Source organism: Micromonospora sp. 067-2, assembly GCF_046549295.1.
Taxonomy (GTDB): domain Bacteria; phylum Actinomycetota; class Actinomycetes; order Mycobacteriales; family Micromonosporaceae; genus Micromonospora.
In genome coordinates, this window is the sequence record NZ_JAJPWB010000005.1 from 431559 (window position 1) to 452922 (window position 21364).

The 21364-nt window shown below is 71.1% G+C and carries 22 protein-coding genes; 15 read left to right on the plus strand and 7 right to left on the minus strand.

From position 1 onward, the window contains the following. Positions 1–93: 93 nt before the first annotated feature. Positions 94–825: a class I SAM-dependent methyltransferase gene (locus tag ACLJN9_RS14775; protein ID WP_410811870.1), complete on the plus strand. Its 732-nt coding sequence runs from the start codon at positions 94–96 to the stop codon at positions 823–825. 75 nt (positions 826–900) lie between these two features. On the opposite strand, the gene ACLJN9_RS14780 is transcribed toward ACLJN9_RS14775, so the two are convergent. The 3 genes from ACLJN9_RS14780 to ACLJN9_RS14790 are packed head-to-tail and all read right to left on the minus strand — an operon-like array spanning position 901 to position 2152. Beyond that, positions 901–1344: an SRPBCC family protein gene (locus ACLJN9_RS14780; protein WP_410811999.1), complete on the minus strand. Its 444-nt coding sequence runs from the start codon at positions 1342–1344 to the stop codon at positions 901–903. A 2-nt stretch (positions 1345–1346) separates the two neighbouring features. Continuing rightward, positions 1347–1697 carry an ArsR/SmtB family transcription factor gene (locus tag ACLJN9_RS14785; RefSeq protein WP_410811871.1) on the minus strand — a complete coding sequence of 117 codons (351 nt, stop codon included), beginning with the start codon at positions 1695–1697 and terminating at the stop codon, positions 1347–1349. Then, positions 1694–2152, minus strand: a complete 459-nt coding sequence (locus ACLJN9_RS14790) for an SRPBCC domain-containing protein (RefSeq protein ID WP_410811872.1) — start codon at positions 2150–2152, stop codon at positions 1694–1696. The genes ACLJN9_RS14785 and ACLJN9_RS14790 overlap by 4 nt, the downstream gene beginning before the upstream one ends. 116 nt (positions 2153–2268) lie before the next feature. Here ACLJN9_RS14790 and ACLJN9_RS14795 point away from each other — a divergent pair, with 116 nt between their 5' ends. Together ACLJN9_RS14795 and ACLJN9_RS14800 are read left to right on the plus strand one after the other, a co-directional pair. Then, the gene (locus ACLJN9_RS14795) at positions 2269–2643 is read left to right on the plus strand and encodes a VOC family protein (protein WP_410811873.1); all 375 of its coding nucleotides are present in this window, start codon (positions 2269–2271) and stop codon (positions 2641–2643) included. Between the two features lie 59 nt (positions 2644–2702). Further along, positions 2703–4184 (plus strand): hypothetical protein, encoded by a 1482-nt coding sequence (locus ACLJN9_RS14800; protein ID WP_410811874.1) that lies wholly within the window; start codon positions 2703–2705, stop codon positions 4182–4184. Positions 4185–4278: 94 nt separating this feature from the next. Here the strand turns inward: ACLJN9_RS14800 and ACLJN9_RS14805 are convergent, their stop codons facing one another. Next, a complete protein-coding gene (locus tag ACLJN9_RS14805) occupies positions 4279–4842 on the minus strand; it encodes a hypothetical protein (RefSeq protein ID WP_410811875.1) in 564 nt (187 codons plus the stop codon). An 819-nt stretch (positions 4843–5661) separates the two neighbouring features. After that, positions 5662–6747 (minus strand): redox-regulated ATPase YchF, encoded by a 1086-nt coding sequence (ychF, locus tag ACLJN9_RS14810; RefSeq protein WP_410811876.1) that lies wholly within the window; start codon positions 6745–6747, stop codon positions 5662–5664. A 146-nt stretch (positions 6748–6893) separates the two neighbouring features. Between ychF and ACLJN9_RS14815 the strand changes: the two genes are divergently transcribed. From ACLJN9_RS14815 to ACLJN9_RS14840, 6 genes are read left to right on the plus strand one after another with little or no spacing between them, the layout of a single operon-like run. Then, complete coding sequence (locus ACLJN9_RS14815) at positions 6894–7322, plus strand: YbaB/EbfC family nucleoid-associated protein (protein ID WP_410811877.1); 429 nt, start codon at positions 6894–6896, stop codon at positions 7320–7322. A 4-nt stretch (positions 7323–7326) separates the two neighbouring features. Further along, positions 7327–7644, plus strand: coding sequence for a hypothetical protein (locus tag ACLJN9_RS14820; protein ID WP_410811878.1), 318 nt, complete (start codon positions 7327–7329; stop codon positions 7642–7644). Between the two features lie 18 nt (positions 7645–7662). Beyond that, positions 7663–8145 (plus strand): hypothetical protein, encoded by a 483-nt coding sequence (locus ACLJN9_RS14825; RefSeq protein ID WP_410812000.1) that lies wholly within the window; start codon positions 7663–7665, stop codon positions 8143–8145. Next, a complete protein-coding gene (locus ACLJN9_RS14830) occupies positions 8142–8711 on the plus strand; it encodes an exonuclease (protein WP_410811879.1) in 570 nt (189 codons plus the stop codon). The genes ACLJN9_RS14825 and ACLJN9_RS14830 overlap by 4 nt, the downstream gene beginning before the upstream one ends. Beyond that, a complete protein-coding gene (locus tag ACLJN9_RS14835) occupies positions 8708–9259 on the plus strand; it encodes a nucleotidyltransferase domain-containing protein (RefSeq protein WP_410811880.1) in 552 nt (183 codons plus the stop codon). The genes ACLJN9_RS14830 and ACLJN9_RS14835 overlap by 4 nt, the downstream gene beginning before the upstream one ends. A gap of 26 nt (positions 9260–9285) precedes the next feature. Then, on the plus strand, positions 9286–9633 hold the full coding sequence (locus tag ACLJN9_RS14840; RefSeq protein ID WP_410811881.1) for a hypothetical protein: 348 nt from the start codon (positions 9286–9288) through the stop codon (positions 9631–9633). A 12-nt stretch (positions 9634–9645) separates the two neighbouring features. On the opposite strand, the gene ACLJN9_RS14845 is transcribed toward ACLJN9_RS14840, so the two are convergent. Next, the gene (locus tag ACLJN9_RS14845; RefSeq protein WP_410811882.1) at positions 9646–10380 is read right to left on the minus strand and encodes a Type 1 glutamine amidotransferase-like domain-containing protein; all 735 of its coding nucleotides are present in this window, start codon (positions 10378–10380) and stop codon (positions 9646–9648) included. A gap of 101 nt (positions 10381–10481) precedes the next feature. Beyond that, positions 10482–10979, minus strand: a complete 498-nt coding sequence (locus ACLJN9_RS14850) for a hypothetical protein (protein WP_410811883.1) — start codon at positions 10977–10979, stop codon at positions 10482–10484. Between the two features lie 339 nt (positions 10980–11318). Between ACLJN9_RS14850 and ACLJN9_RS14855 the strand changes: the two genes are divergently transcribed. The 6 genes from ACLJN9_RS14855 (at position 11319) to valS (ending at position 21325) form a co-directional block, all read left to right on the plus strand. Then, complete coding sequence (locus ACLJN9_RS14855; RefSeq protein WP_410811884.1) at positions 11319–12815, plus strand: FAD-binding protein; 1497 nt, start codon at positions 11319–11321, stop codon at positions 12813–12815. A gap of 95 nt (positions 12816–12910) precedes the next feature. Beyond that, positions 12911–14428, plus strand: a complete 1518-nt coding sequence (locus ACLJN9_RS14860) for a DNA-3-methyladenine glycosylase 2 family protein (RefSeq protein WP_410811885.1) — start codon at positions 12911–12913, stop codon at positions 14426–14428. After that, positions 14425–14934 (plus strand): methylated-DNA--[protein]-cysteine S-methyltransferase, encoded by a 510-nt coding sequence (locus ACLJN9_RS14865; protein WP_410811886.1) that lies wholly within the window; start codon positions 14425–14427, stop codon positions 14932–14934. Before ACLJN9_RS14860 ends, ACLJN9_RS14865 begins: the two co-directional genes overlap by 4 nt. A 37-nt stretch (positions 14935–14971) precedes the next feature. Then, a complete protein-coding gene (locus ACLJN9_RS14870) occupies positions 14972–16825 on the plus strand; it encodes an ABC transporter ATP-binding protein (protein WP_410811887.1) in 1854 nt (617 codons plus the stop codon). Continuing rightward, on the plus strand, positions 16822–18702 hold the full coding sequence (locus ACLJN9_RS14875) for an ABC transporter ATP-binding protein (protein ID WP_410811888.1): 1881 nt from the start codon (positions 16822–16824) through the stop codon (positions 18700–18702). Before ACLJN9_RS14870 ends, ACLJN9_RS14875 begins: the two co-directional genes overlap by 4 nt. A 58-nt stretch (positions 18703–18760) precedes the next feature. Further along, positions 18761–21325 (plus strand): valine--tRNA ligase, encoded by a 2565-nt coding sequence (gene valS, locus ACLJN9_RS14880; RefSeq protein ID WP_410811889.1) that lies wholly within the window; start codon positions 18761–18763, stop codon positions 21323–21325. The last annotated feature ends 39 nt before the right edge of the window (positions 21326–21364 follow it).

The window sequence follows — 21364 nt, forward strand, 5'->3', positions numbered from 1 at the left end:
ATTCGACCCGAGGAATCGAGACTTCGTGAGCACACCTGCTCCCCTGGCCACGGCGCGACTGCGCGCCACTGACACCAACCCCGGAGGCCGCTGATGTCGGTCTTCGACGATCCCGGCCTCTTCGGCCGGCTGTGGGCCGCCGGCTACGACGACGGACCCAACCCTGACCCGGCTCCGGCCGTCGACTTCCTGGCCGACCTGGCCGACGGCGGGCCGGTCCTCGAACTGGCGATCGGCACCGGCCGGATAGCCCTGCCGCTCGCCGAGCGTGGCCTTCCGGTGCACGGCGTCGAGGCATCCGAGGAGATGCTGGCACAGTTGCGGGCCAAGCCCGGCGGCGAGCAGATCCCGGTCGTGATCGGCGACATGGCGGACGTCGGAGTGCCGGGTCCGTTCCGGCTCGCGTACCTGGTCTTCAACACGCTGTTCAACCTGGTGGACGCGGAGCGGCAGGCGGACTGCTTCCGCAACGTCGCACGGGTGCTGTCACCGGGCGGCGCGTTCGTCGTCGAGGCGTTCGTGCCCGACCCGCGCAGCTTCGACTCCGACGAGCAGGTGCAGGTGCGTGCCGTCACCGAGGACTCCGCGACGATCCGGCTGCACCGGTACGACCGGCCGGCGCAGCGGTTTGTCCGCCAGACCATCACGTTCGACGGCGAGGGTGTGCACCTGAAACCCTTCGCCATGCGGTACGCCTGGCCGCACCAGATCGACGCGATGGCCCAGCAGGCGGGGCTCCGGCTCACCGAGCGGTACGCCGACTGGCACCGGCGACCGTTCGATGCCGACAGCACGAGCCACATCTCGGTGTACCGGGCCGCTTAGCGGCGGTTGAATCGCCGGGGTTCGCGATCTCGCGTCGGAGCGCGCGAATCCCCGGCGACTCAGCCGTTCCCGAGGTCAGTGTCCGTCGCTGATCTGAACGTCGTCCGGCGCTGGCCTGCCGCGCCCCGTCTCCACAAGCTCCTTGAGACTCATCAGGAAGATCGCCCACTTGGTGCTGCACTCGTGCATGAACTCGACCGGCTCGCGCCAGCCCTCGTGCGTGAACTGGACGATCGTGTACCGACCGCGCTGGTCGAGACGCCAGTCGACCTCGGTGCCGATCCATTCCTCGGGGCCGCCGACGACCCGCCAACGGACCCGGCCTGCGGGGTTCAGCTCAAGGATCTCCAGGTCGAACCCACCGACGTCGCCGAACCGGACGGCCAACCGCCTGCCGACCTCGCTCCCGCCCGTCGTGTCGATCGACCACCAGCCGGCGATGCCCTCCGGAGTTGCCACCGCTCGGTAGACGTCGTCGAGCGGAGCGACGACGCCGACCTGGTGCAGAATGTCGAGCATTGTCATTCTCCAACCCTGGTGTGGCGGTTGCGTTCGATCGTTTCCGCGATCCGCTTGATCCGACGGAGTCTGGCGTCCCAGGTGGCGCCGACCGCTGAGAGCTGGGCGACGGCTCGGGCGAGTTGTGCCTCGTCGACCTGGTAGAGGCGCTCGCGGCCGGCCGGCGCCCCGGAAATCAGCCCGACCCGGTCCAGGACGGCCAGATGCTTCGAGACGGCCTGCCGGGTGACGGGTAACCGCCTGCTCAGCGACGTGGCCGTGCCTGGTCCGCCGGAGAGGAGAAGGTCGATCATCGTACGCCGGGTGGGGTCGCCGATCGCCGACCACAGGTCATCGTCGACGGCCGTGCTCACGAGCTGGCAACCAGTCGCGCCACGTACGTGCCCAGCCGGGGGATGTAGTGGTCCCACCCGGACTCGTGGTCGCGGTACTGCTCCTCGAGGACAGCGATCTCCCAGCCCATCTCCCGGAACCCGGTCTCGGTCATCCGGATCAGAGTCCCCGCACCGCGCGGCTCCAGGTCGAAGGTGACGAGCAGCGACTGCCCGTTCCGATCCGCCTCGGTGAAGCACCACCGGAAGGAGAACCGCTTCGGGGGGTCGACCTCGACGACGGCGAGTGCGACCGTCGTCGTCTCGCCCGTCTCACCGTTGCGCCACACGAGGTCGCCGGGAGCGCCCGCCACCGGCTCGAACCGTGCGTCGTCGGGCCACCACTCCCGCATGTGCTCGGGCCGACTGACCACCTCGAAGACCACCTCGGGTGAGGCGTCGACCTGGATGTCGCGTTCGATGGTTCCCTGGTCCATGCTCACAACCCCTTCCGCAACCTTTGGTTGCATCAACCTACGGCAACCCACTCTGAATGCGCAACTTTTTGTTGCATGTTTCGGTTCTGTCGTACCCGGGGCACATGATGTGGCGCATGTCTGAGCCATCTCCGCACCGGCACCATGCCATCGACTACGTCGAGCTGACGGTGACCGACCTCGCCCGCGCCAAGCGCTTCTACGCCGACGCGTTCGGCTGGCAGTTCAACGACTACGGGCCGGGATACGCGGGCATCCGCAGCCCGCACGGCGACTCCGCGCCCGAGGTGGGTGGTCTCCGCCTCGACCAGGAGGTCAAGGCTGGTGGCCCGCTCGTCCTGCTGTATTCGACCGACCTGGATCGGTCGGTGCAGTCCGTGACGGCGGCAGGCGGTCAGGTGGTGAACGGGCCGTACGACTTCCCCGGTGGCCGGCGGTTCCACTTCACCGATCCCAGCGGCAACGAGCTGGGTGCCTGGGCCGAGGCCTAGCGGGCCGCGTCACGCCGCACGGACGCCATCCAGTTGACCGGTCATCCTACGATCCGCTCATGCGCCGTGCGGAGATAGACGGAGCCACAGTCCTCCAACAAGACCTACCGGGCACGCTGGCCGCATCGCTGACATTCGGCTGTGGCACCCGTGACGAGGACATCGACTCCATCGGCCTGAACCATCTCGTGCAGCACCTGGTGGAATGGGCCGATCCGCACGTCACAGAGAAATACTCGGACGACACCTGGGTGAACGAGACGTCATTTCTCGCAGCCGGCACACCCGAGCAGATCGCGGAACACTTCACCGCCATCAGCTCGGCTATCAGCGACCTTCCCCCGGAGGACCTGTCCGATGCTGTCGCCGCCGTCGACGCAGACGGCCGGTCCGTCTCGGACATCGACGAGGGCGTGCTCGACCCCTGGGGATCACTGCTCTCGCGGCGTTTCGGGCCGCGCGGGCATGGCCTGGCGCGCTGGCCCGCGGTGGATTACGGGCTCTTCACGGCTGACGAGATCAGCAAGCAGGTGGAAAGGTTCTTCACCAGTGGCAACGCGATCCTCACCGTGACCGGCGAGGCCCCGCGAACGATGCGGCTTCGACTGCCCGCGGGTGCGCGCATCGCCCGCGGCGCCCACCCCGTCAATCACCAGTCGGGTCCGGTATGGTACGCCGACGAGGTCCGCGGGGTCGCGCTGATCGTCAGTGCCGAGTCCAACGTGGAATCGGCACTGCTGATGGGGGTGCTGCAGTCTCGGGTCGGCCAGGCAGTGCGGCGGGCCGGGCTCGCCGACGGCGCTGAACCTCTGTCCGCGGTCGTGGACAGCACGCGGCACGAACTCGGGCTGAGGATCACCCCGAAGGACGGCCGGAAGACCAAGAGTTTCGACGCCGCTGCCGCTGCGGAACTGCTCTGGGCCGAGCTGCGGAGACTCGTGCACGACGGCTTCGATCAGGCGGACATCGCCAACCTGGAGGCGGCCCGGGACGAGGCCGTGTCCGTGCTCCTGGTGCCCATGGTCGAGTCGCTTGCCTGGATGCGACCGATCCAGGCGCTCGAACCAGCGACCCACCGGGAATTGTTCGGCACGGCCGAGCACCACTACGCGGAGTCGCTCAGCGAGCTGGCTGGACTCTCTCCGACAGCGGCGCGGGACGTCATGTCCCGCTGGCTCTCAACCGCCATGATCGTCGTGCCCTACGGATCGACGCCGGATCTCCCTGGCACCACCGATGTCTCCTGCCCGAGCACCCGATTCGTGCCGGCCGGTGAGGTGATCAGGCCGACGCTCACGAAGCGGTTCGGCAACAGGAGCTCGCTGGTCATCGGCTCGGACGCGATTTCCACCGTGCACGGTGACGGCAGCGTGCACACCGTTCCGCTGTCCCAGGCGCTCGTGGCCGCGCGGGACGGCTCACTCTGGCTCGCCCACACCGGCCACGGCTGCGTCACCGCCATCTCCGACTTCGCTCACGCAGAGGGCAGGCTCCGGGCCGCCCTACCTCCGCGACGATTCCGCCGGGCGGCGTACACCTGAGTTCCAGTGGCCGGACGTCATCAGCGGAGCGGCTTCGGGCGCTCGTTACTCAGGTGGCCGAATGTGTTCTGGCGGACCTGCTCATACCAGCGAATCAAGAGGGATCGCCCGGGTCGCGTTCCGGTTGCCCAGCCGAAGCACGGTCGTTCGCCAGGAGCTGCGCCGGGTCGGTCTCGCCTACCTCGGTCGCTGTCTGCGGTGCTGTCTGCCCGTATGGACCGAATGCCGCCTCCCTGCGCGGCTCCGCGCCGGCGGTCCTGTCATCGTCCTGGACCGTCGACGAGATGGCTGCCTGCCGGTTGGTTCGTCGACTGCGGTCAGATCGCAGGTACCACAACACGGCAACGACAACCACACTCCAGGTGCCAGGGAGCCACCAGTACAGGTTGAGGTTGATGGATTGGAGCGGCCACGCGACGACCAAGCAGCAGCAGAGGGCGAGTACAGATGCAAGGGCGATCCGCCTGACCAGCCCTCCGCGCTCACGCCGGACCTCGGCCAGATCATGGTAGGCGCCCACGATGACGACGAGTACAAGACCGACAATGCTTTCGATCGGCTCCCACGGCCCCTCAGCCGCGGTGATGCTGACGGTTGCCGCAAGCGCGACCCCTAACAGGGCCGCTTGATCCGGCAGACGTTCCGGCACCTGCGTCACGACGGATCCTTTCGGCAGCGAGATGAGCGGCACGTCCGAAGGTGTCAGGACCAGGTTCCGACATCCCATCAACTGTCGTCTTCACGTCAGTAAGGTCCTTGAAACCGCGGCAATCCCTGCGGGCGTCGACCCGACACGAGCACCCCCTCACCTGCCAGGGCGATCCCTCACCGTCCTCCGTTTGCGCCCGATCTGATCGTCACTCAGCTAGTCCCCCACGGTCGACTTCCGAACGCTGTCGTCGACGCAGCAACAAGGCCGTTATCAGGTAGCCGGCGCCAAGCAGTGCCGTTGACAACCCGAAGATCAAAGACCAGCCGACCGGCTCACCGTATGCAGTTACCGCTCGCATCGAGCCGAGGAAGAGCCAGATGCCTCCCAGGACGAACCCGCCCTTCGGCGTCTTCGTTGTCTGCCACCAAGGATTCGAGCCCCGCGTCATGCGAGTGAGTTTGCCACCGGTACGGCGCTCCGGCATCGACGAGCCGCCCGCCTACTGAACAATTGTCGGCTTGGGAATCGGCCTGAGTCAGGGTTGGCGGAAGTGATGGGCACTGCCACAAAGCAGGCATCTCGCACACGCGCCCAACAGGACAAACTAATTCAATTCAGAATGATATCTGTCCCGTCACGGGCGGTTGCGACTGCGGTGCCGGCACGGACGGTGCAGGTCGGCGTCTTCACTGGTCGAGCTCGTTGTGAAGCTCGGAAAGCGAGCGCGGGAGAAGACGTCCTTGAGGCTGTCCCGGGCGTCGGAGATGGGGAGTTCGGCAGCAGGCTCGCCCACTCGCCGACCACAGGACTCGTACGGCTCACGGTTCAGACGTTGAAGCGGAACTCCACCACGTCGCCGTCCTGCATGACGTACTCCTTGCCCTCGATGCGGACCTTGCCCGCCGCCTTGGCCGCCGCCATCGAGCCAAGCCCGACCAGATCGTGGTACGAGACCACCTCGGCCTTGATGAAACCGCGCTGGAAGTCGGAGTGGATGACACCCGCGGCCTCCGGCGCGGTGGCGCCGACCGGGACGGTCCAGGCCCGCGCCTCCTTGGGGCCGGCCGTGAGGTACGTCTGGAGCCCGAGCGCGCGGAAGCCGACCCGGACGAGCTGGTTGAGGCCGGGCTCGTTCTGCCCGATCGACTCCAGCAGCTCGCGGGCCTCGTCCTCGGGCAGGTCCACCAACTCGGACTCGATCTTCGCATCCATGAAGACGGCCTCGGCGGGAGCGACCAGCGCCCGCAACTCGTCGAGGAACGCCGCGTTGGCCAGCTCGGCCTCGTCGACGTTGAAGACGTACAGGAAGGGCTTCGTGGTGAGCAGGTGCAGCTCGCGCAGGTGCTCCAGCTCGATCTTGGCGGCGGCGGCCCCGGAGTACAGGGTGGTGCCGCCGTCGAGCACCTCGATGGCCTGCTTCGCGGCGGCGACCGCGGCGGCCCGGTCCTTGCGGAGCTTGGCCTCCTTCTCCAACCGGGGCAGCGCCTTGTCCAGGGTCTGCAGGTCGGCGAGGATCAGCTCGGTGTTGATCGTCTCGATGTCGTCGGCCGGGGAGATCTTGCCGTCGACGTGCACCACGTTCGGGTCGGAGAAGGCCCGCACCACCTGGCAGATCGCCGAGGCGTCCCGGATGTTGGCCAGGAAGGCGTTGCCCCTGCCCTGCCCCTTCGACGCGCCGCGAACCAGGCCGGCGATGTCGACGAACGACACCGGGGCCGGCAGCACCTTCTGCGAGGAGAAGATCTCGGCCAGCTTGCCCAGCCGCTCGTCGGGCAGCCCGACCACGCCGACGTTGGGCTCGATGGTGGCGAACGGATAGTTCGCCGCCAGCACGTCGTTCTTGGTCAACGCGTTGAAAAGCGTGCTCTTGCCGACGTTGGGCAGGCCGACGATGCCGATGGTGAGACTCACGACGGGCCAGCTTACGCCGGTGCTGCCGAGACCGGTCCAGGCGGCTCGGATTTGGTGAAGCCGGGCGCGCGATCGTCGGCGTTCGGCGGATCCTGGCAGTGGTCACCCGTTGCTACCCTCTCGATGCGGCGAGCGGAGGAGGCGTTGTGGACCAGGTGGCTGAATTCGACCGGTTGTTCCAGCAGACCCGACAGGCGCTGGCATCGATGCGTACGACCGGCCAGGTCCCCGACGACGGCCCCGCCGGTCGTCCGGCGCGGGGCGCCGGATCCGCGGCGGGCGGCCAGGTCGAGGTGGTGATGGTCGGCCAACGGGTCGAGTCGGTGACGCTGGATCCACGGGCCCTGCGAATGGGCGCCGAGTTGCTCGGCGAGCAGATCACCCTGGCGGTCAACGCCGCCCTGGACGACCTGCGGCTCCAGGCCGCCGACGCCTCCGTGGACGCACCCCCGGTGGACACGGTGGCCCTTGACCAGACGCTCGACGAGTTGCAGAACGAGTCCGTGCGCAGCATGGCCGCGATGACGGAGGCGCTCACCGACGCGGTGCGGCGCATCCAGCAGGCAGCGAGGTGACGACGTGCCCGAGGACCTGCAGGTGCATCCACCAGCGCTCCGCCAGGGCGGTAGCCACCTGACGGAGGTGGCCGAGCAGCTCGCCGCGCAGTGGGAGGCGCTGCGCGCCCGGACGGCCGCGATGGGCGACATCTTCGGTGACGACGACGTGGGGGGCCTGATCGGCATGTCATACCAGGTGGCCGAGGAGATCGCGGCGGAGTGCCTCGGCTCGGTCGTCGAAGGACTGCGCGGCTTCGGCGACGGGCTGGGCCTGATGGCCGACCAGTACGACCTGGTCGAGCAGGACAACGACGCGCAGTTCACCACGATGAGCTGGTAGGCGGCGACGGTGGGCATCATGCTGCCCGGCGAGCTCGCCGGCCTGCTGAACGAACTGGGCTACACCTGGCCCAAGTCGGACGAGACGAAGCTGTTCGAGCTCGGTCAGATGTGGTTGGAGCTGGCGGACTCTCTTCAGCAGGCGGCGGCGGACGGCACGGCGGCCGCACAACGGGTGCTGGACGGCAACCAGGGCGACGCGCTCGCCGCGTTCCAGCAGCGTTGGGAGGGCGCAGGCTCGGCGATCTCTGTGCTCCGCGACGGGGGCGCCGGGGCGCGGATGGTCGCCGCGACGCTCTTCGTCTGCGCGATCATCGTCCTCGCGTTGAAGATCAACGTGATCGTTCAGCTGGTCATCCTGCTGGTGCAGATCATCCAGGCGGTCGCGACGGCCGCGCCGACGTTCGGTGCCTCGCTGTTGGAGATCCCGGTGTTCAAGAAGCTCGCCGACATGGTCCTCGGCATGCTTGTCGATCAGGCGATCGGAGTGGTCCTGGGATGACCTCGACCCTGCCGGAGCTGTACGTCGCCGTGGACGTGGAGGCGGACGGCCCGATCCCCGGGCCGTACAGCATGATCTCGCTGGGCATGGCCGTGGCCGGCCACCCGGAGCTGACCTTCTACACCGAGTTGCGCCCGATCTCCGAGGAGTTCGTCCCGGCCGCGCTGGCCGTCTCCGGCCTTGACCGGGACCGCCTGCTGCGGGAGGCGCCCAGCGCGCAGGAGGCGATGACCGCCGCCGCGACCTGGGTCAACGGTCTACGCCGGCTCGGGCGTCCGGTCTTCCTCGCCGCACCCGCCGTCTGGGACGGGATGTTCGTGCACTGGTACTTCGTCCGCTTCGTGGGCCACAGCCCGTTCGGTGCCACCGGCTCCGGCGTCGATCTGCGCAGCTACTGGATGGGGTTGACCGGAAGCGAGTGGGTCCAGACCAGAAAGGGCAAGATCAAGCACGAGCTGGGTCTGCACGACGTGCCGCACACGCACCACGCCGGTGAGGACGCCGCCGAACTGGCGCAGGTCTTCGACGCGGTGCTCCGTCGCCGACAGTCGGACAAGCCGGCGTGACCGGGCGGCGGCACCTGCCGGACGGGGCCACGACGGCCGCCCGGGGCATCGTCGCGCAAGCCGCCCGGAGCATGATGCGCAGAGCCGACGACGTGGCCGGCGAAGCGGCCGAACACGCGGGCAACCGGGCCGCGCGACGGATCCCCCAGGGGTTCACGGAGCGGCAGTGGACCCGGTTCGCCCGGGGCGCCCGCCAGACCCAGCGGCAGGCCGGCCTCCCCGACGGCGACCTCGTCGCACACGGCAGCCGGGTACGCGGCACCGCCCGTCCGGACTCCGACATCGACGTGGCGCTCATCGTCGACGACGACGCCTTCTTCGACCTCGCGGAGCGCTCGCTGTCCCGGGCGCCGGCCGGGACCCGGCTGCGGAGGACCATGCTGCGCCGGATCAACGAGAACGGGCAGCTCGCCAGCTTCGACCTGGGCACCGACTTCACCCACCTGCGCCGTGAGCTGATGGACAGCCACGTACCGCACAAGGTGCAGTTCTCGGTGCTGCGCCGAGGCGGCAAGTTCGACAACGGCCCGTTCCTCCCGCTCGACTGAGCGCCGCATCTGGCAAGGTGGCAGACGTGCAGACGACGTTGCAGTTCCTCATCATGGTCGACGGCCCGCTGACGGAGGCGGAGCTGCTGGACCGGATCCGCACCGGGCTACCCGACGCGGTGCCCTACCGACGGGACTCGGTCGACGTTCGGGGCAACCTGTTGGAGATCAACCTCAACGAGGGCGCCGACCCGCAACTGGCCGCCACCGACGAGGACGACTACCTCTACTTCCGTTGGCGGGTGGAGCTGACCCCGATGGCCGGCTCGGTCGACGAGGGGCACCAGATCGTCCTTGCCCGGGAGCTGCTGCGGGCGATCGAGGGCCCGCAGGTGCGGGCCACCGTCTGCGCCGCGTTCGAGGACCGGGTCTGAGGGGCCACGCCCTCAGCCGAGCAGACGCGCAGCGATGATCGCCTCTCGGACGCTGCCATCCGTGCCGCAGCTGACCTCGTAAGCCGAAACGCCCTCGCGGTCGGCCACGGCCTCGACCAGTCGGGTGCCCCGATAGACCAGCCCGACCCCGTCGTCGGTGCAGTGGCTGGTGGGCAGCGTCCCGTCGCCGACCAGCTCGTGCATCAGTGGTCGTCGCTGGCCCTCGCTGTCGTAGTGCACCCCGTTGCCGTACGGCAGCCAGCCCAGGCTTCCGGTGAAGCCACGTAGCCGGGGGCCGAAGCTGTCCGTGGCGCCGCCCACATGCCAGCAGATCGAGCCGGCGGAGACGCCGCCCAGCACCACGCCGGCCTGCCAGCACTCGTGCAGGATCTCGTCGAGCCCGTGCGCCCGCCAGAGCGCGACCAGGTTGGCGACGCTTCCGCCGCCGACCCAGATGACGTCCTGGGCGAGCAGGTGGGCGCGGACGTCGTCGACGTTGGGCATCGGGAACAGCGCCAGGTGCGAGAGGCGGAACCGGCTGTCGGCGAACGCTGCGTAGACGGCGCTCAGCGAGGTCGGCTGGTCTCCGACGGCCTGCCCGAGGTAGCAGATTCGCGGCTGCGGGCCGGCCTCGGCCAACTCCGCCGCGAACTCGAAGACCGGACCGGGACGCAGGTCGGCCGGACCTCGGTCGCCCCGGAAGAACCCCATGCTGGTGGCGAGGATCGTCGGTTCGCTGGCGGGCATTCGCCGTTCCCTTCGTCGGGTGCTGACGGCGTCCATCCTGCCGCAGCCCGCGCCCGGCGGATCATCGGACGCACGCGCTCGATGGATCGCCCGCCGCACGCTCAGCCGGCCCGGCGCTGACGAGGCACCGTCACCGTTTCGGCGGGCAGCTCGTCGAGTGGCGACTCGCCCGGAGGTAGCTGCGCGGCGGCGGCGCGAGGCAGAGTGAGCCGCTCGGCGGCGGCGGGGCCGGCCGCGGTCGACTCACGAAGCATCCAGAGCACCTCGTCCGTCGTCCAGCCCAGGCCCGGGCGGCCGGCGATCTCCCGGAGCAGTCGCCGGCCGACGCGAGTGTCGTCGTCGTAGAACCGCATGCACCAGTGGTGTGTCCACATGCCGAGCGCCCGCAGGCCGGCGTCGTCGAGCGAGTGGGCCAGGCGACCGCAGGCGGTGTCGGCGAAGGTCTGCTCGAGGTCGCCGGCCCGGTCTCGTTCGAGGGCGCCGACCGCGGCCGGCCCGACGGCCCGCATCCGGCGGTGGAAGGCCTGAGCCACCGCGCGGGGCAGCGACGGGAACGCGCCCCGTGTCGACGCCGCCGCCCGACCCGCCACGCTCGCCATCGCCGCACCCCTCTTGAGTTGGTGGCCGGACGTTACCTTCCACGACCGACACTTTCGGGCGGAAAATCCGCCCTCGACCGTGGACAGCGAGGATGACCTGCGGCGTCTGTATTGGTGACGACGAGATCGCCGCGGCCGCACCGGATCGCCGGTGCCGTGAGTCACCGGGCGAGCAGCTGGCCGGAGACCCTGGTCACCTTGCCGCACCAAGTCGCGCCGCACGTCCCGTTGCGCGGGCTGGCAGGGGTCCATCGAGTTTGCCGAGGCCGAAGTGGCCGCTCATCCTTGGGCGATGAGCGATCACGGACACCCGACGACGCGTGCGCCGCGCGGGCAGCGATGAGCGCCGCCCTGGCCCGGGTGCCCCAGTCGCTGACCGGGCAGCTCGTCACCCCCGGAGACCGTCGGTACGCGCAGCTGCGCTCGACGTACACCACGACCGCGTCGCCGGCCGGCGTCCTGCTGCCGAAGAACACCGCGCAGGTCGTGGCCGCGATCCAGTACGCCCGCGAGCAGCGGCTGCCGATCGCCGTCCGCAGCGGCGGACACGGTCTGTCCGGCGTCTCCTCCAACAACGGTGGACTGGTCATCGACCTGTCCATGCTCAACCGGGTGCGGGTGCTCGACGAGCGGTCCGGGTTGGTCCGGGTCGAGGCCGGTGCCCGCTGGGCGAACGTCGCGTCCGCGCTGGCGCCGTACGGCCTGGTGGTCAGCTCGGGTGACTACGGCAACGTGGGCGTCGGTGGCCTGACCACCGGCGGCGGTGTCGGCTGGCTGGTCCGCTCCCGCGGGCTGACCATCGACCGCGTCCGGGCGGTGGAGGTGGTGCTCGCGGACGGAACGCTGGTGCGCGCGGACGCCGAGCACGAGCCGGAACTGTTCTGGCTGGTCCGGGGTGCCGGGGCCGGGGCCGGGATCGTGGTGGCGTTCGAGATGGAGGCCACCGAGCAGCGCAACGTCGGGGTGGCGCAGCTGGTCGTGGAGGCGCACCCGGACGGCCGCACGCTTCGCGAGTGGGCGGACTGCCTGGCCCAGGCCCCACGAGAGCTGTCCGCGGCCGTTGTGCTGTTCGCGGAGGGACGGTCGACCCTGATGTCGATCACCGCCGTGGTCGCCGCCGAGAGCCTCCGCCGGGCCCGCCCCATGGTGGAGCCGCTGCTGGCCATCGGGAAGCTGCTCGAACACCGGACCGACCTGCTGCCCTATCCAGCCCTGGTGCCGACCGCACACCTGCATCCGAACGTCGGGCAGCAGCGGGGCACGACCACCAACGGCCTGTTCACCGGGCTGGACGACGCTGGCGCCCGCGCACTGATGCGGGCGGTGACCGGGCCGGGCCGGGCGGTGCTCCAGCTCCGCTCGGTGGGCGGCGCGGTCAACGATGTCGCCGCCGACGCGACCGCCTACGCGCACCGGCACCAGGACATCCTGGTCGTGGCCTCGGTGTTCCCTCCGCAGGGAGACGCGGCGTTGGACACCGCCTGGCGGGGCGCCGCCGGTCGGGCCGACGGCGCGTACGTCAATTTCGAGAGCCGGCCGGACCCGGCCGCGTTCGCCCGGATCTACCCGGGCGAGACCGGCGCGCGGGTACGGCGGCTGTGGCGACGGTACGACCCGGACGCCGTGTTCCGGTCGGCCCTGCTGACGGGCCAGTCCGCACGCTCGGGCCAGCCGGCACGCTCGGCCCGGTCCGCCGGGTCGGGCCAGCCCGCACGCTCGGGCCAACCGGCAGGCTCGGGCCAACCGGCACGCTCGGGCCAACCGGCACGCTCGGGCCAACCCGCACGGTCCGGTCAGTCCGCGCGGTCCGGTCAGCCGCACCGGCGCCGCCGCTGACCACCCGCCCGAGCAGAGGTGCACGTCGGGCAGGTCCACACCCAGGTCCGATTCCCGCCAGCCGATGGCCCGGCTGGCCAGGCATCATCGGTGACGTGGAGATGGACTTCGAGCGGTGCTACCGGGCTGTGGACAGCCGTGACCAGCGGTTCGACGGCTGGTTCTACACCGGCGTGACGTCCACCGGGATCTACTGTCGGCCGTCCTGCCCGGCGACCACTCCCAAGCGGCAGAACGTGCGGTTCTTTCCGTCCGCCGCCGCGGCTCAGGGTGCCGGGCTGCGCGCCTGCCGCCGCTGCCGGCCGGACGCCGCGCCCGGCTCCCCGCAGTGGGACGTCCGCGCCGACGTGGTCGGCCGGGCGATGCGGCTGATCGCCGACGGGGTGGTCGACCGGGACGGCGTTCCCGGGCTGGCCGCCCGGCTCGGCTACACCGAGCGACACCTGCACCGGATGCTGCGCGCCGAGATGGGGGCCGGACCGCTCGCGTTGGCCCGGGCCCAGCGGGCACAGACCGCCCGGATCCTGATCGAGACGACCGGCCTGGGGATGGCCGAGATCGCGTTCGCCGCCGGCTTCGGCAGCGTGCGGCAGTTCAACGACACGGTCCGCGAGGTGTACGGGATCGCCCCGTCCGAGCTACGCACGGCCCGTGGCCGACACCGGGCACCGTCCGGGGCGGGGACCATCACGCTCCGCCTGGCGTACCGCCCGCCACTGCACACCCGGGCGCTGCTGGACTTCCTCTCGGTGCGGGCGCTGCCCGGCGTGGAGGAGGTCCGCGACGGGACGTACCACCGGGGTCTGCGGTTGCCGCACGGTGCCGGCCAGGTGGCGCTGACCCCGGCGGACGGGCATGTGGCGGCGACGCTGCGGCTGGCCGACCTGCGCGACCTGTCGCCGGCGGTGGCCCGCTGCCGGCGGCTGCTCGACCTGGACGCGGACCCGACCGCGGTCGACGCGACACTCGCCGCCGACCCGGCGTTGGCCCCCACGATCGCCGCCGAACCGGGCATCCGGGTCCCCCGGGCGGTGGACGGCTTCGAGATGGCCGTCCGCGCCATCGTCGGCCAACAGATCTCGGTCACATCGGCCCGCACAACCCTGACCCGCCTGCTGCGGGCCACCCCAACCGAAGACCAGGTTGATCATGAAGTTGTCGTCAACGGCACCGGCGTGTCGCCACAACAACTTCATGATCAACTAAGCGAAGGGGGGCCGGGAGCGCCGGGGAGACTGGAAGGGTTCTTGAGCCCGGAGGACCTGCTCGAATTGCCGGATTCGGCGTTCGGGATGCCGGTCGGGCGGCGGGAGACCGTGCGGGCGTTGGCTCGGTCGGTGGCCGATGGGGCGCTGGACCTGGCGGCGGGCGGGGATCGGCAGGAGACGCTCGCGCGGTTGTCGGCGCTGCCCGGTATCGGTCCGTGGACGGCCGGCTACCTGGCGATGCGCGCGTTCGGCGACCCGGACGTCCTGCTCCCCACCGACCTGGCGGTCCGGCGCGGCGCGGCCGCGCTCGGTCTGCCCGACGACCCGAAGGCCCTCGACGCGTACGCCGACCGCTGGCGCCCCTGGCGGTCCTACGCCACGATCAGACTCTGGAGAGCCGCATGAGCATCGACAGCACCGTACTGAACACCCCGACCGGCCCGCTGAGCATCCTCGCCGACACCGACGGCGAGGTCCTGGCGGCCGGCTTCACCCCCGACCCGGCGGCGCTGCTGCCCCTGGTCCACCCGACCCTGCGGGCGTCGCTGCGGCAGCGCGCCGACCTCGGCCCGGTCAGTGCGGCCGTGCGGTCCTACCTGGACGGTGACCTCGCCGTCATCGACACGGTTCCGGTGCGGCAGCGCACCGGCGGCGAGTTCCTGGCGCACGCCTGGCAGGTGCTGCGCGAGGTCCCACCGGGCATCCCGGTCACCTACACCGGGTATGCGGCACTGGCCGGCCGACCACCGGCGGTGCGGGCCGCCGCGGCAGCCTGCGCCCGCAACGCGGCGGCGCTGTTCGTGCCCTGCCACCGGGTGCTGCGTACCGACGGCAGCCTCGGCGGCTACCGCTGGGGGCTGGACGTGAAGAAGTGGCTTCTCGGTCATGAGCGACGGTTGACAACAAGCTGACACCGGCATCGACAGCTATTGACGCTACCGTCGGGTAGTGCCTGCGGACAGCGTCGGCAACCCGGCCGCCCGGGTCGCCGCGGGCCCCCACCCCGTGCACAACCTCTGGCGGCTGCGCCGCTACCTGCGCCCGTACGCGACGGAGTTCGCCTGGCTGATGGTCGCGGGGTTCGCCGGCACGGCGGCCGGGATCGCCGTACCGCTGGTGGTGCAGCGCGTGGTGGACGGGCCGGTGGCCCGGCACGAGCCCGCCGGGCTGCTCCAGCTCGGTGGCCTCGCGCTGCTGCTCGGTGTGGCCGAGGCAGTGTTGATCTTCATCCGTCGGTGGGTGCAGTCCTCCTCCTCGGTCGGCATGGAGGCGGCGTTGCGCGCCGACGTCTACGCCCACCTGCAGCGGCTGCCGACCAGCTTCCACGACCGCTGGCAGTCCGGTCAGCTGCTGTCCCGGATCACCAGCGACCTGTCGGTGATCCGCCGGTTCCTCTCCTTCGGCGTGTTCTTCCTGGTGCTCAACCTCGCCACCTACCTCGTGGTGGTGGTGCTGCTGATCCGCCTGCACCTGACGCTCGGGCTGCTGGTGGCGGCCAGCACGGTGCCGCTACTGCTGATCAGCCGGCGCTTCGCGCGGCACTACCACAGCGCGTCCCGGCGGATGCAGGACCAGCAGGGCGACGTGGCCACCCTGGTCGAGGAGACCGCGCAGGGCCTGCGCACCATGAAGGCGTTCGGCCGCGAGCCCGAACTGGTCGCACGCTTCGCCGGCGGGGCCCGCAGGCTGCACGACACCGGAGTGCGTAAGGGCCGGCTGCTGGCCAACACCGCGGCACTGCTCGACCTGGTGCCCAACCTCACCCTCGGCGTGGTGCTGGTCGCCGGGGCGGCCGCCGCCGCGAGGGGCGTGCTCACCATCGGTGAGGTGGTCGCGTTCGTCAGCCTCCAGTTGATGCTCATCTGGCCGGTGCAGACGCTCGGCTGGATCATCGCCAACGGTCAGGAGGCGGCCACCGCCGCCGACCGGGTCCAGGAGGTGCTGGACACTCCGCCCCAGATCGTGGACAGACCGGGGGCGCTCGCCATACCCCGCGACGCGGTCCGCGGCCGGCTGCGCTTCGAACGGGTCGAGTTCCGGTACCCGGGCAGCACCGAGACGGTGCTGCGCGAGATCGACCTGACCGTCGAGCCGGGCGAGACGCTGGCCCTGGTCGGTGCCACCGGCTGCGGCAAGAGCACGCTGCTGTCCCTGGTGCCCCGGCTGCACGAGGTGACCGGCGGCCGGATCACCCTGGACGGGCACGACCTTCGCGACCTTCGACTGGACTCGCTGCGCCGACTGGTCGGGGCGGCGTTCGAGGAGCCCACGCTCTTCTCCATGTCGGTCCGGGAAAACCTGACCCTGGGGCGCCCGGACGCGGGCGACGACGAGGTCCGGGCGGCTCTCGCTCTCGCCCAGGCCGACTTCGCGTACGACCTGCCGTGGGGTCTGGCGACCCGAGTGGGCGAGCAGGGGTTGTCGCTCTCCGGCGGGCAGCGCCAGCGGCTCGCGCTGGCGCGGGCGGTGCTCGGCCGGCCGGCGCTGCTGGTGCTGGACGACCCACTGTCCGCCCTCGACGTGCACACCGAGGCGCTGGTCGAGGCCGCGCTGCGGCGGGTGCTCAGCGGCAGTACGGCGCTGCTGGTGGTGCACCGGCCGTCGACCATCGCACTGGCCGACCGGGTCGCCCTGCTCGACGGCGGGCGGATCGTCGCGATCGGCCGGCACTCCGAGCTGTTGGCGACGGTGCCGGCGTACCGGGCACTGCTCGCCGCCGAGCCGCCGGCCGCCAGAGCACCGGCGGGGTCGGCCACCCCCGCGTCGTCGACCTCGGACGGATGGGGGCTGGTGCGGTCGTGACCACGCGGGAGGAGACCGAGCCACCGCCGGGAGAGGAACCGGAACTCACCCGGTGGCGCGGAACGGCCACCGACCCGGAGGCCGACCGCAGCCGGGCCGAGGAGACCACCCCCGAGGCGGTGGCCCGGTTGCGCCGGCTCAGCCGGACCCTGCTGGCCGACCTGCTCCACCCACACCGGAGTCGACTCACCGCCGCGGTCGGCCTGCTGCTCGCCCAGAACGCGGCCGCGATGGCCGGCCCGTACCTGGTCATGGTCGGCATCGACCACGCCATCGCACCGTTGCGGGCCGGGAACGCCACGCCGCTGGTCGCCGTCGCCGGGGCGTTCGCCATCGCGGCCGCGACCGAGTACGTCGCCCGCCGCGCGTTCCTCGCCCTCTCCGCCCGGATCGGCCAGGCCGTCCTGCTGGACCTACGGCAGCGGGTGTTCGGGCACTTCCTGCGACTGTCGGTGGGCTTCCACGAGCGCTACACGTCCGGCCGGATGGTCTCCCGGCTCACCAGTGACCTGGACTCGATCGCCGAGTTGGTCGACGGCGGGATCGACAGTCTGGTGCTGGCCGCGCTGTCGATCCTGTCGGTGGCGGCCATCCTGCTCTGGCTGGACCTGCCACTGGCCACCGTGACGCTGCTCGCGTTTCCGTTCCTGTACTGGCTCTCCCGCTGGTTCGCCCGCTCGTCGGCCGACGCGTACCGGCAGACCCGGGAGGCCGTCGCGCTGGTCATCGTGCACTTCGTCGAGTCGATGCGGGGCATCCGGGCCGTGCAGGCGTTCCGCCGGGAACCCCGCAACCAGCGGATCTTCGAGGCGCTCGGCGACGACTACCGGCGGGCCAGCCTGCACGCGTTCCGGCTGATCGCCACGTACTCCCCGGCGATCAAGCTGATCGGCAACGTCACGGTGGCGGTGGTGCTCTGCTACGGCGGCTGGCGCGTCCTCGGCGGGCGCACCGAGATCGGGGTGCTCGCCGCGTTCCTGCTCTACCTGCGTCGGTTCTTCGAGCCGATGCAGGAGCTCAGCCAGTTCTACAACTCACTCCAGTCGGCCACGGCGGCGCTGGAGAAGCTGGCCGGCGTGCTGGACGAGAGGCCCGCGGTCGCCGAGCCGGCCCGGCCGGTGCCACTGCCGAGAGGTGCCGGCCTCGGTGAGGTGGTGTTCGGGGCGGTCTCCTTCGGCTATCGCGCCGACACCCCGATCCTCGCCGGGCTGGAGCTGACCGTGCCCGCCGGGCAGACCGTCGCCCTGATCGGGCCGACCGGCGCGGGCAAGTCGACAGTCGCCAAGCTGGTCGCCCGGTTCCACGACCCGGACAGCGGTGCCGTCCGGCTGGACGGCATCGACCTGCGTGAGGTCGGCAACGCCGACCTGCGCCGAGCGGTGGTGCTGGTCACTCAGGAGAACCACCTGTTCAGCGGCACCGTGGCGGAGAACATCCGGTTCGGCCGGCCCGGCGCCGACGACGCCGCAGTGCAGGCCGCGGCCCGGGCCATCGGCGCCCACGAGTTCATCGCCGCACTGCCCGAGGGGTACGCCACCCAGGTGCACCGGCGCGGCGGTCGGCTCTCCGCCGGGCAGCGGCAACTTGTCGCGTTCGCCCGCGCGTTCCTCGCCGACCCGACCGTGCTGATCCTGGACGAGGCGACGTCCTCGCTGGACGTGCCGACCGAGCGGCTGGTGCAGCGGGCACTCGGCACCATCCTGCGGGACCGGACCGCCCTGGTCATCGCACACCGACTTTCCACCGTGGAGACGGCCGACCGGGTGCTCGTCCTCGACGACGGGCGCATCGTCGAGGACGGGCCACCCGCCGTGCTGGCCGAGGCCGGCGGCCGGTACGCCGCGCTGCACCGTCAGTGGCGGGAGTCGCTGATCTAGGCCCGGTGTCGCGGTCAACTGCGTGGCCCGGCACCCGCGCGATGCCTACGATCGCAGGATGACCGATACGGCGAGGACGGCCCGCACCGGCGTCCCCGAGCGTCCGAGTGTGGACGGGCTCGAGGAGACCTGGGCGCGCCGCTGGCAGGAGGAGGGCACGTACGCGTTCGACCGTTCCAAGCAGCGGGCGGACGTGTACGCCATCGACACCCCGCCGCCGACCGTATCGGGCGAGCTGCACATGGGACATGTCTTCTCGTACACGCACACCGACACCACGGCCCGGTACCAGCGGATGCGTGGCAAGGCCGTCTTCTACCCGATGGGCTGGGACGACAACGGCCTGCCCACCGAACGCCGGGTGCAGAACGTGTACGGGGTGCGCTGCGACCCGGCGTTGCCGTACGACCCGGTGTGGCGGCCACCGGCGACGCCGGTCGACGACGCGGCACGCCGCGACCCCACCCCGATCTCGCGGCGCAACTTCATCGAGCTGTGCGAGCGGTTGACGGTCGCCGACGAGCAGATCTTCGAGGCGCTCTGGCGGCGACTCGGGCTGTCCGTCGACTGGTCCCTGACATACACGACTATCGGCCGGGTCGCCCGGGCGACCAGCCAGCGGGCGTTCGTGCGCAACCTGCTCCGCGGCGAGGCGTACCAGTCGGAGGCGCCGACGCTCTGGGACGTGGGTTTCGCCACCGCGGTCGCCCAGGCGGAGTTGGAGGACCGGGAGCGCCCCGGCGCCTACCACCGGCTGCGGTTCACCGGGCCCGACGGGCGCGAGGTGCTCATCGACACCACCCGGCCGGAGCTGCTGCCGGCCTGCGTGGCACTGGTCTGTCACCCCGACGACGAGCGGTACGCCGACCTGGTGGGTGGCACGGTGCGCAGCCCGCTGTTCGCCGTCGAGGTGCCGGTGCACGCCCATCCGCTCGCCGACCCGGCGAAGGGCACCGGCATCGCGATGGTCTGCACGTTCGGCGACCTGGCCGACGTGACCTGGTGGCGGGAGCTGCGACTGGACACCCGGGTCGTGATCGGCCGGGACGGCCGGCTGCTGCCCGAGCCGCCGGCCGGGGTGCCGGCACAGCCGTACGCGGCACTGGCCGGGCAGAGCGTGAACGCCGCGCGCCGCGAGATCGTGGGCAGGCTGGCCGGCGCGGGTGACCTCATCGACGAGCCACGCCCGATCACCCATCCGGTCAAGTTCTACGAGCGCGGCGACCGGCCACTGGAGATCGTGTCGACCCGGCAGTGGTACCTGCGCAACGGCGGCCGGGACGACGCGCTGCGGGCGACGCTGCTGGCCCGGGGCGGCCAGCTGCACTGGGTGCCGGCGCACATGAAGCACCGTTACGACAACTGGGTGGGCGGCCTGACCGGCGACTGGCTGGTCAGTCGACAGCGCTTCTTCGGGGTGCCGGTGCCGGTGTGGTACCGGCTCGACAACGCTGGCGAGCCGGACTGGTCCCACCCTCTCACGCCGGACGAGTCCGCGCTGCCGGTCGACCCATCCAGCGATCCGGCGCCCGGCTACGACGAGTCGCAGCGCGGCCGGCCGGGCGGCTTCGTCGGCGACCCGGACGTGCTGGACACCTGGGCCACCTCGTCGCTGACCCCGCAGATCGTCGGCGGCTGGGAGACCGACCCGGACCTGTTCGCCCGGGTCTTTCCGATGGACCTCCGCCCGCAGGGGCAGGAGATCATCCGGACCTGGCTCTTCGACAGCGTGGTCCGTTCGCACTTCGAGCACGACGTGCTGCCCTGGCGGGACACCGTGCTCTCCGGCTGGATCCTCGACCCGGACCACAAGAAGATGGCGAAGTCCAAGGGAAACGTGGTCACCCCGCTGGCGCTGCTGGAGCAGCACGGCTCGGACGCGGTGCGGTACTGGGCGGCCAGCGGCAAGCCCGGCATGGACCTGGCCTTCGACCCGGCGCAGATCAAGGTCGGTCGACGGCTGGCCACCAAGCTGCTCAACGCGTCGAAGTTCGTGCTCGGGCTGGGCGCGGCCGACGCTCTGCGTACCCCGGCGACCGCTCCCCTGGACCGGGCCATGCTCGCCGAGCTGGCCACCGTCGTCAGCGCGGCGGCCACCGCCTTCGACTCGTACGACCACACGGCGGCGCTGCAGGCCACCGAGGCGTTCTTCTGGCGGTTCTGCGACGACTACATCGAGCTGGTCAAGGAGCGCGCCTACGGCACCGGCGCGGGGGCCGACTCGGCGCGGGCGGCACTGGCCTCGGCGCTGTCGGTGCAGTTGCGACTGTTCGCCCCGGTGCTGCCGTACGCCACGGAGGAGGTCTGGTCCTGGTGGCGGTACGGCTCGGTGCACCGGTCACCGTGGCCCACGACCTACGAGGTGGCGCGGACGATCGAGGGAACAGGCGAACCGGCGCTGCTCCGGCTGGCCGGCGACGCGCTGAGCCAGGTGCGGCGAGCCAAGTCGGAGCGGAAGCTGTCGATGAAGGCGGACGTGCCGTTGGCCGAGGCACTCGGCCCGGCGGCGCTGCTGCAACAGCTCACCCTGGTCGCCGACGACCTGCGGGCGGCCGGCCGGATCGGCCAGCTCGACCTGCTCCCCGACCGCACGCCGGAGCTCGTCATCGCCTGCGCCTTCTGAACGAGTCACGCCCGCCGCCGCCCGCGTGAGAAGGGTGGC

Bases quoted from the DNA above. Each gene is read 5' to 3' on its own strand.
- ACLJN9_RS14775 (WP_410811870.1), top strand. From the start codon at position 94: ATGTCGGTCTTCGACGATCCCGGCCTCTTCGGCCGGCTGTGGGCCGCC.
- ACLJN9_RS14780 (WP_410811999.1), bottom strand. From the start codon at position 1,344: ATGCTCGACATTCTGCACCAGGTCGGCGTCGTCGCTCCGCTCGACGAC.
- ACLJN9_RS14790 (WP_410811872.1), bottom strand. From the start codon at position 2,152: ATGGACCAGGGAACCATCGAACGCGACATCCAGGTCGACGCCTCACCC.
- ACLJN9_RS14795 (WP_410811873.1), top strand. From the start codon at position 2,269: ATGTCTGAGCCATCTCCGCACCGGCACCATGCCATCGACTACGTCGAG.
- ACLJN9_RS14800 (WP_410811874.1), top strand. From the start codon at position 2,703: ATGCGCCGTGCGGAGATAGACGGAGCCACAGTCCTCCAACAAGACCTA.
- ACLJN9_RS14825 (WP_410812000.1), top strand. From the start codon at position 7,663: ATGCTGCCCGGCGAGCTCGCCGGCCTGCTGAACGAACTGGGCTACACC.
- ACLJN9_RS14830 (WP_410811879.1), top strand. From the start codon at position 8,142: ATGACCTCGACCCTGCCGGAGCTGTACGTCGCCGTGGACGTGGAGGCG.
- ACLJN9_RS14845 (WP_410811882.1), bottom strand. From the start codon at position 10,380: ATGCCCGCCAGCGAACCGACGATCCTCGCCACCAGCATGGGGTTCTTC.
- ACLJN9_RS14850 (WP_410811883.1), bottom strand. From the start codon at position 10,979: ATGGCGAGCGTGGCGGGTCGGGCGGCGGCGTCGACACGGGGCGCGTTC.
- ACLJN9_RS14855 (WP_410811884.1), top strand. From the start codon at position 11,319: ATGAGCGCCGCCCTGGCCCGGGTGCCCCAGTCGCTGACCGGGCAGCTC.
- ACLJN9_RS14865 (WP_410811886.1), top strand. From the start codon at position 14,425: ATGAGCATCGACAGCACCGTACTGAACACCCCGACCGGCCCGCTGAGC.
- valS (WP_410811889.1), top strand. From the start codon at position 18,761: ATGACCGATACGGCGAGGACGGCCCGCACCGGCGTCCCCGAGCGTCCG.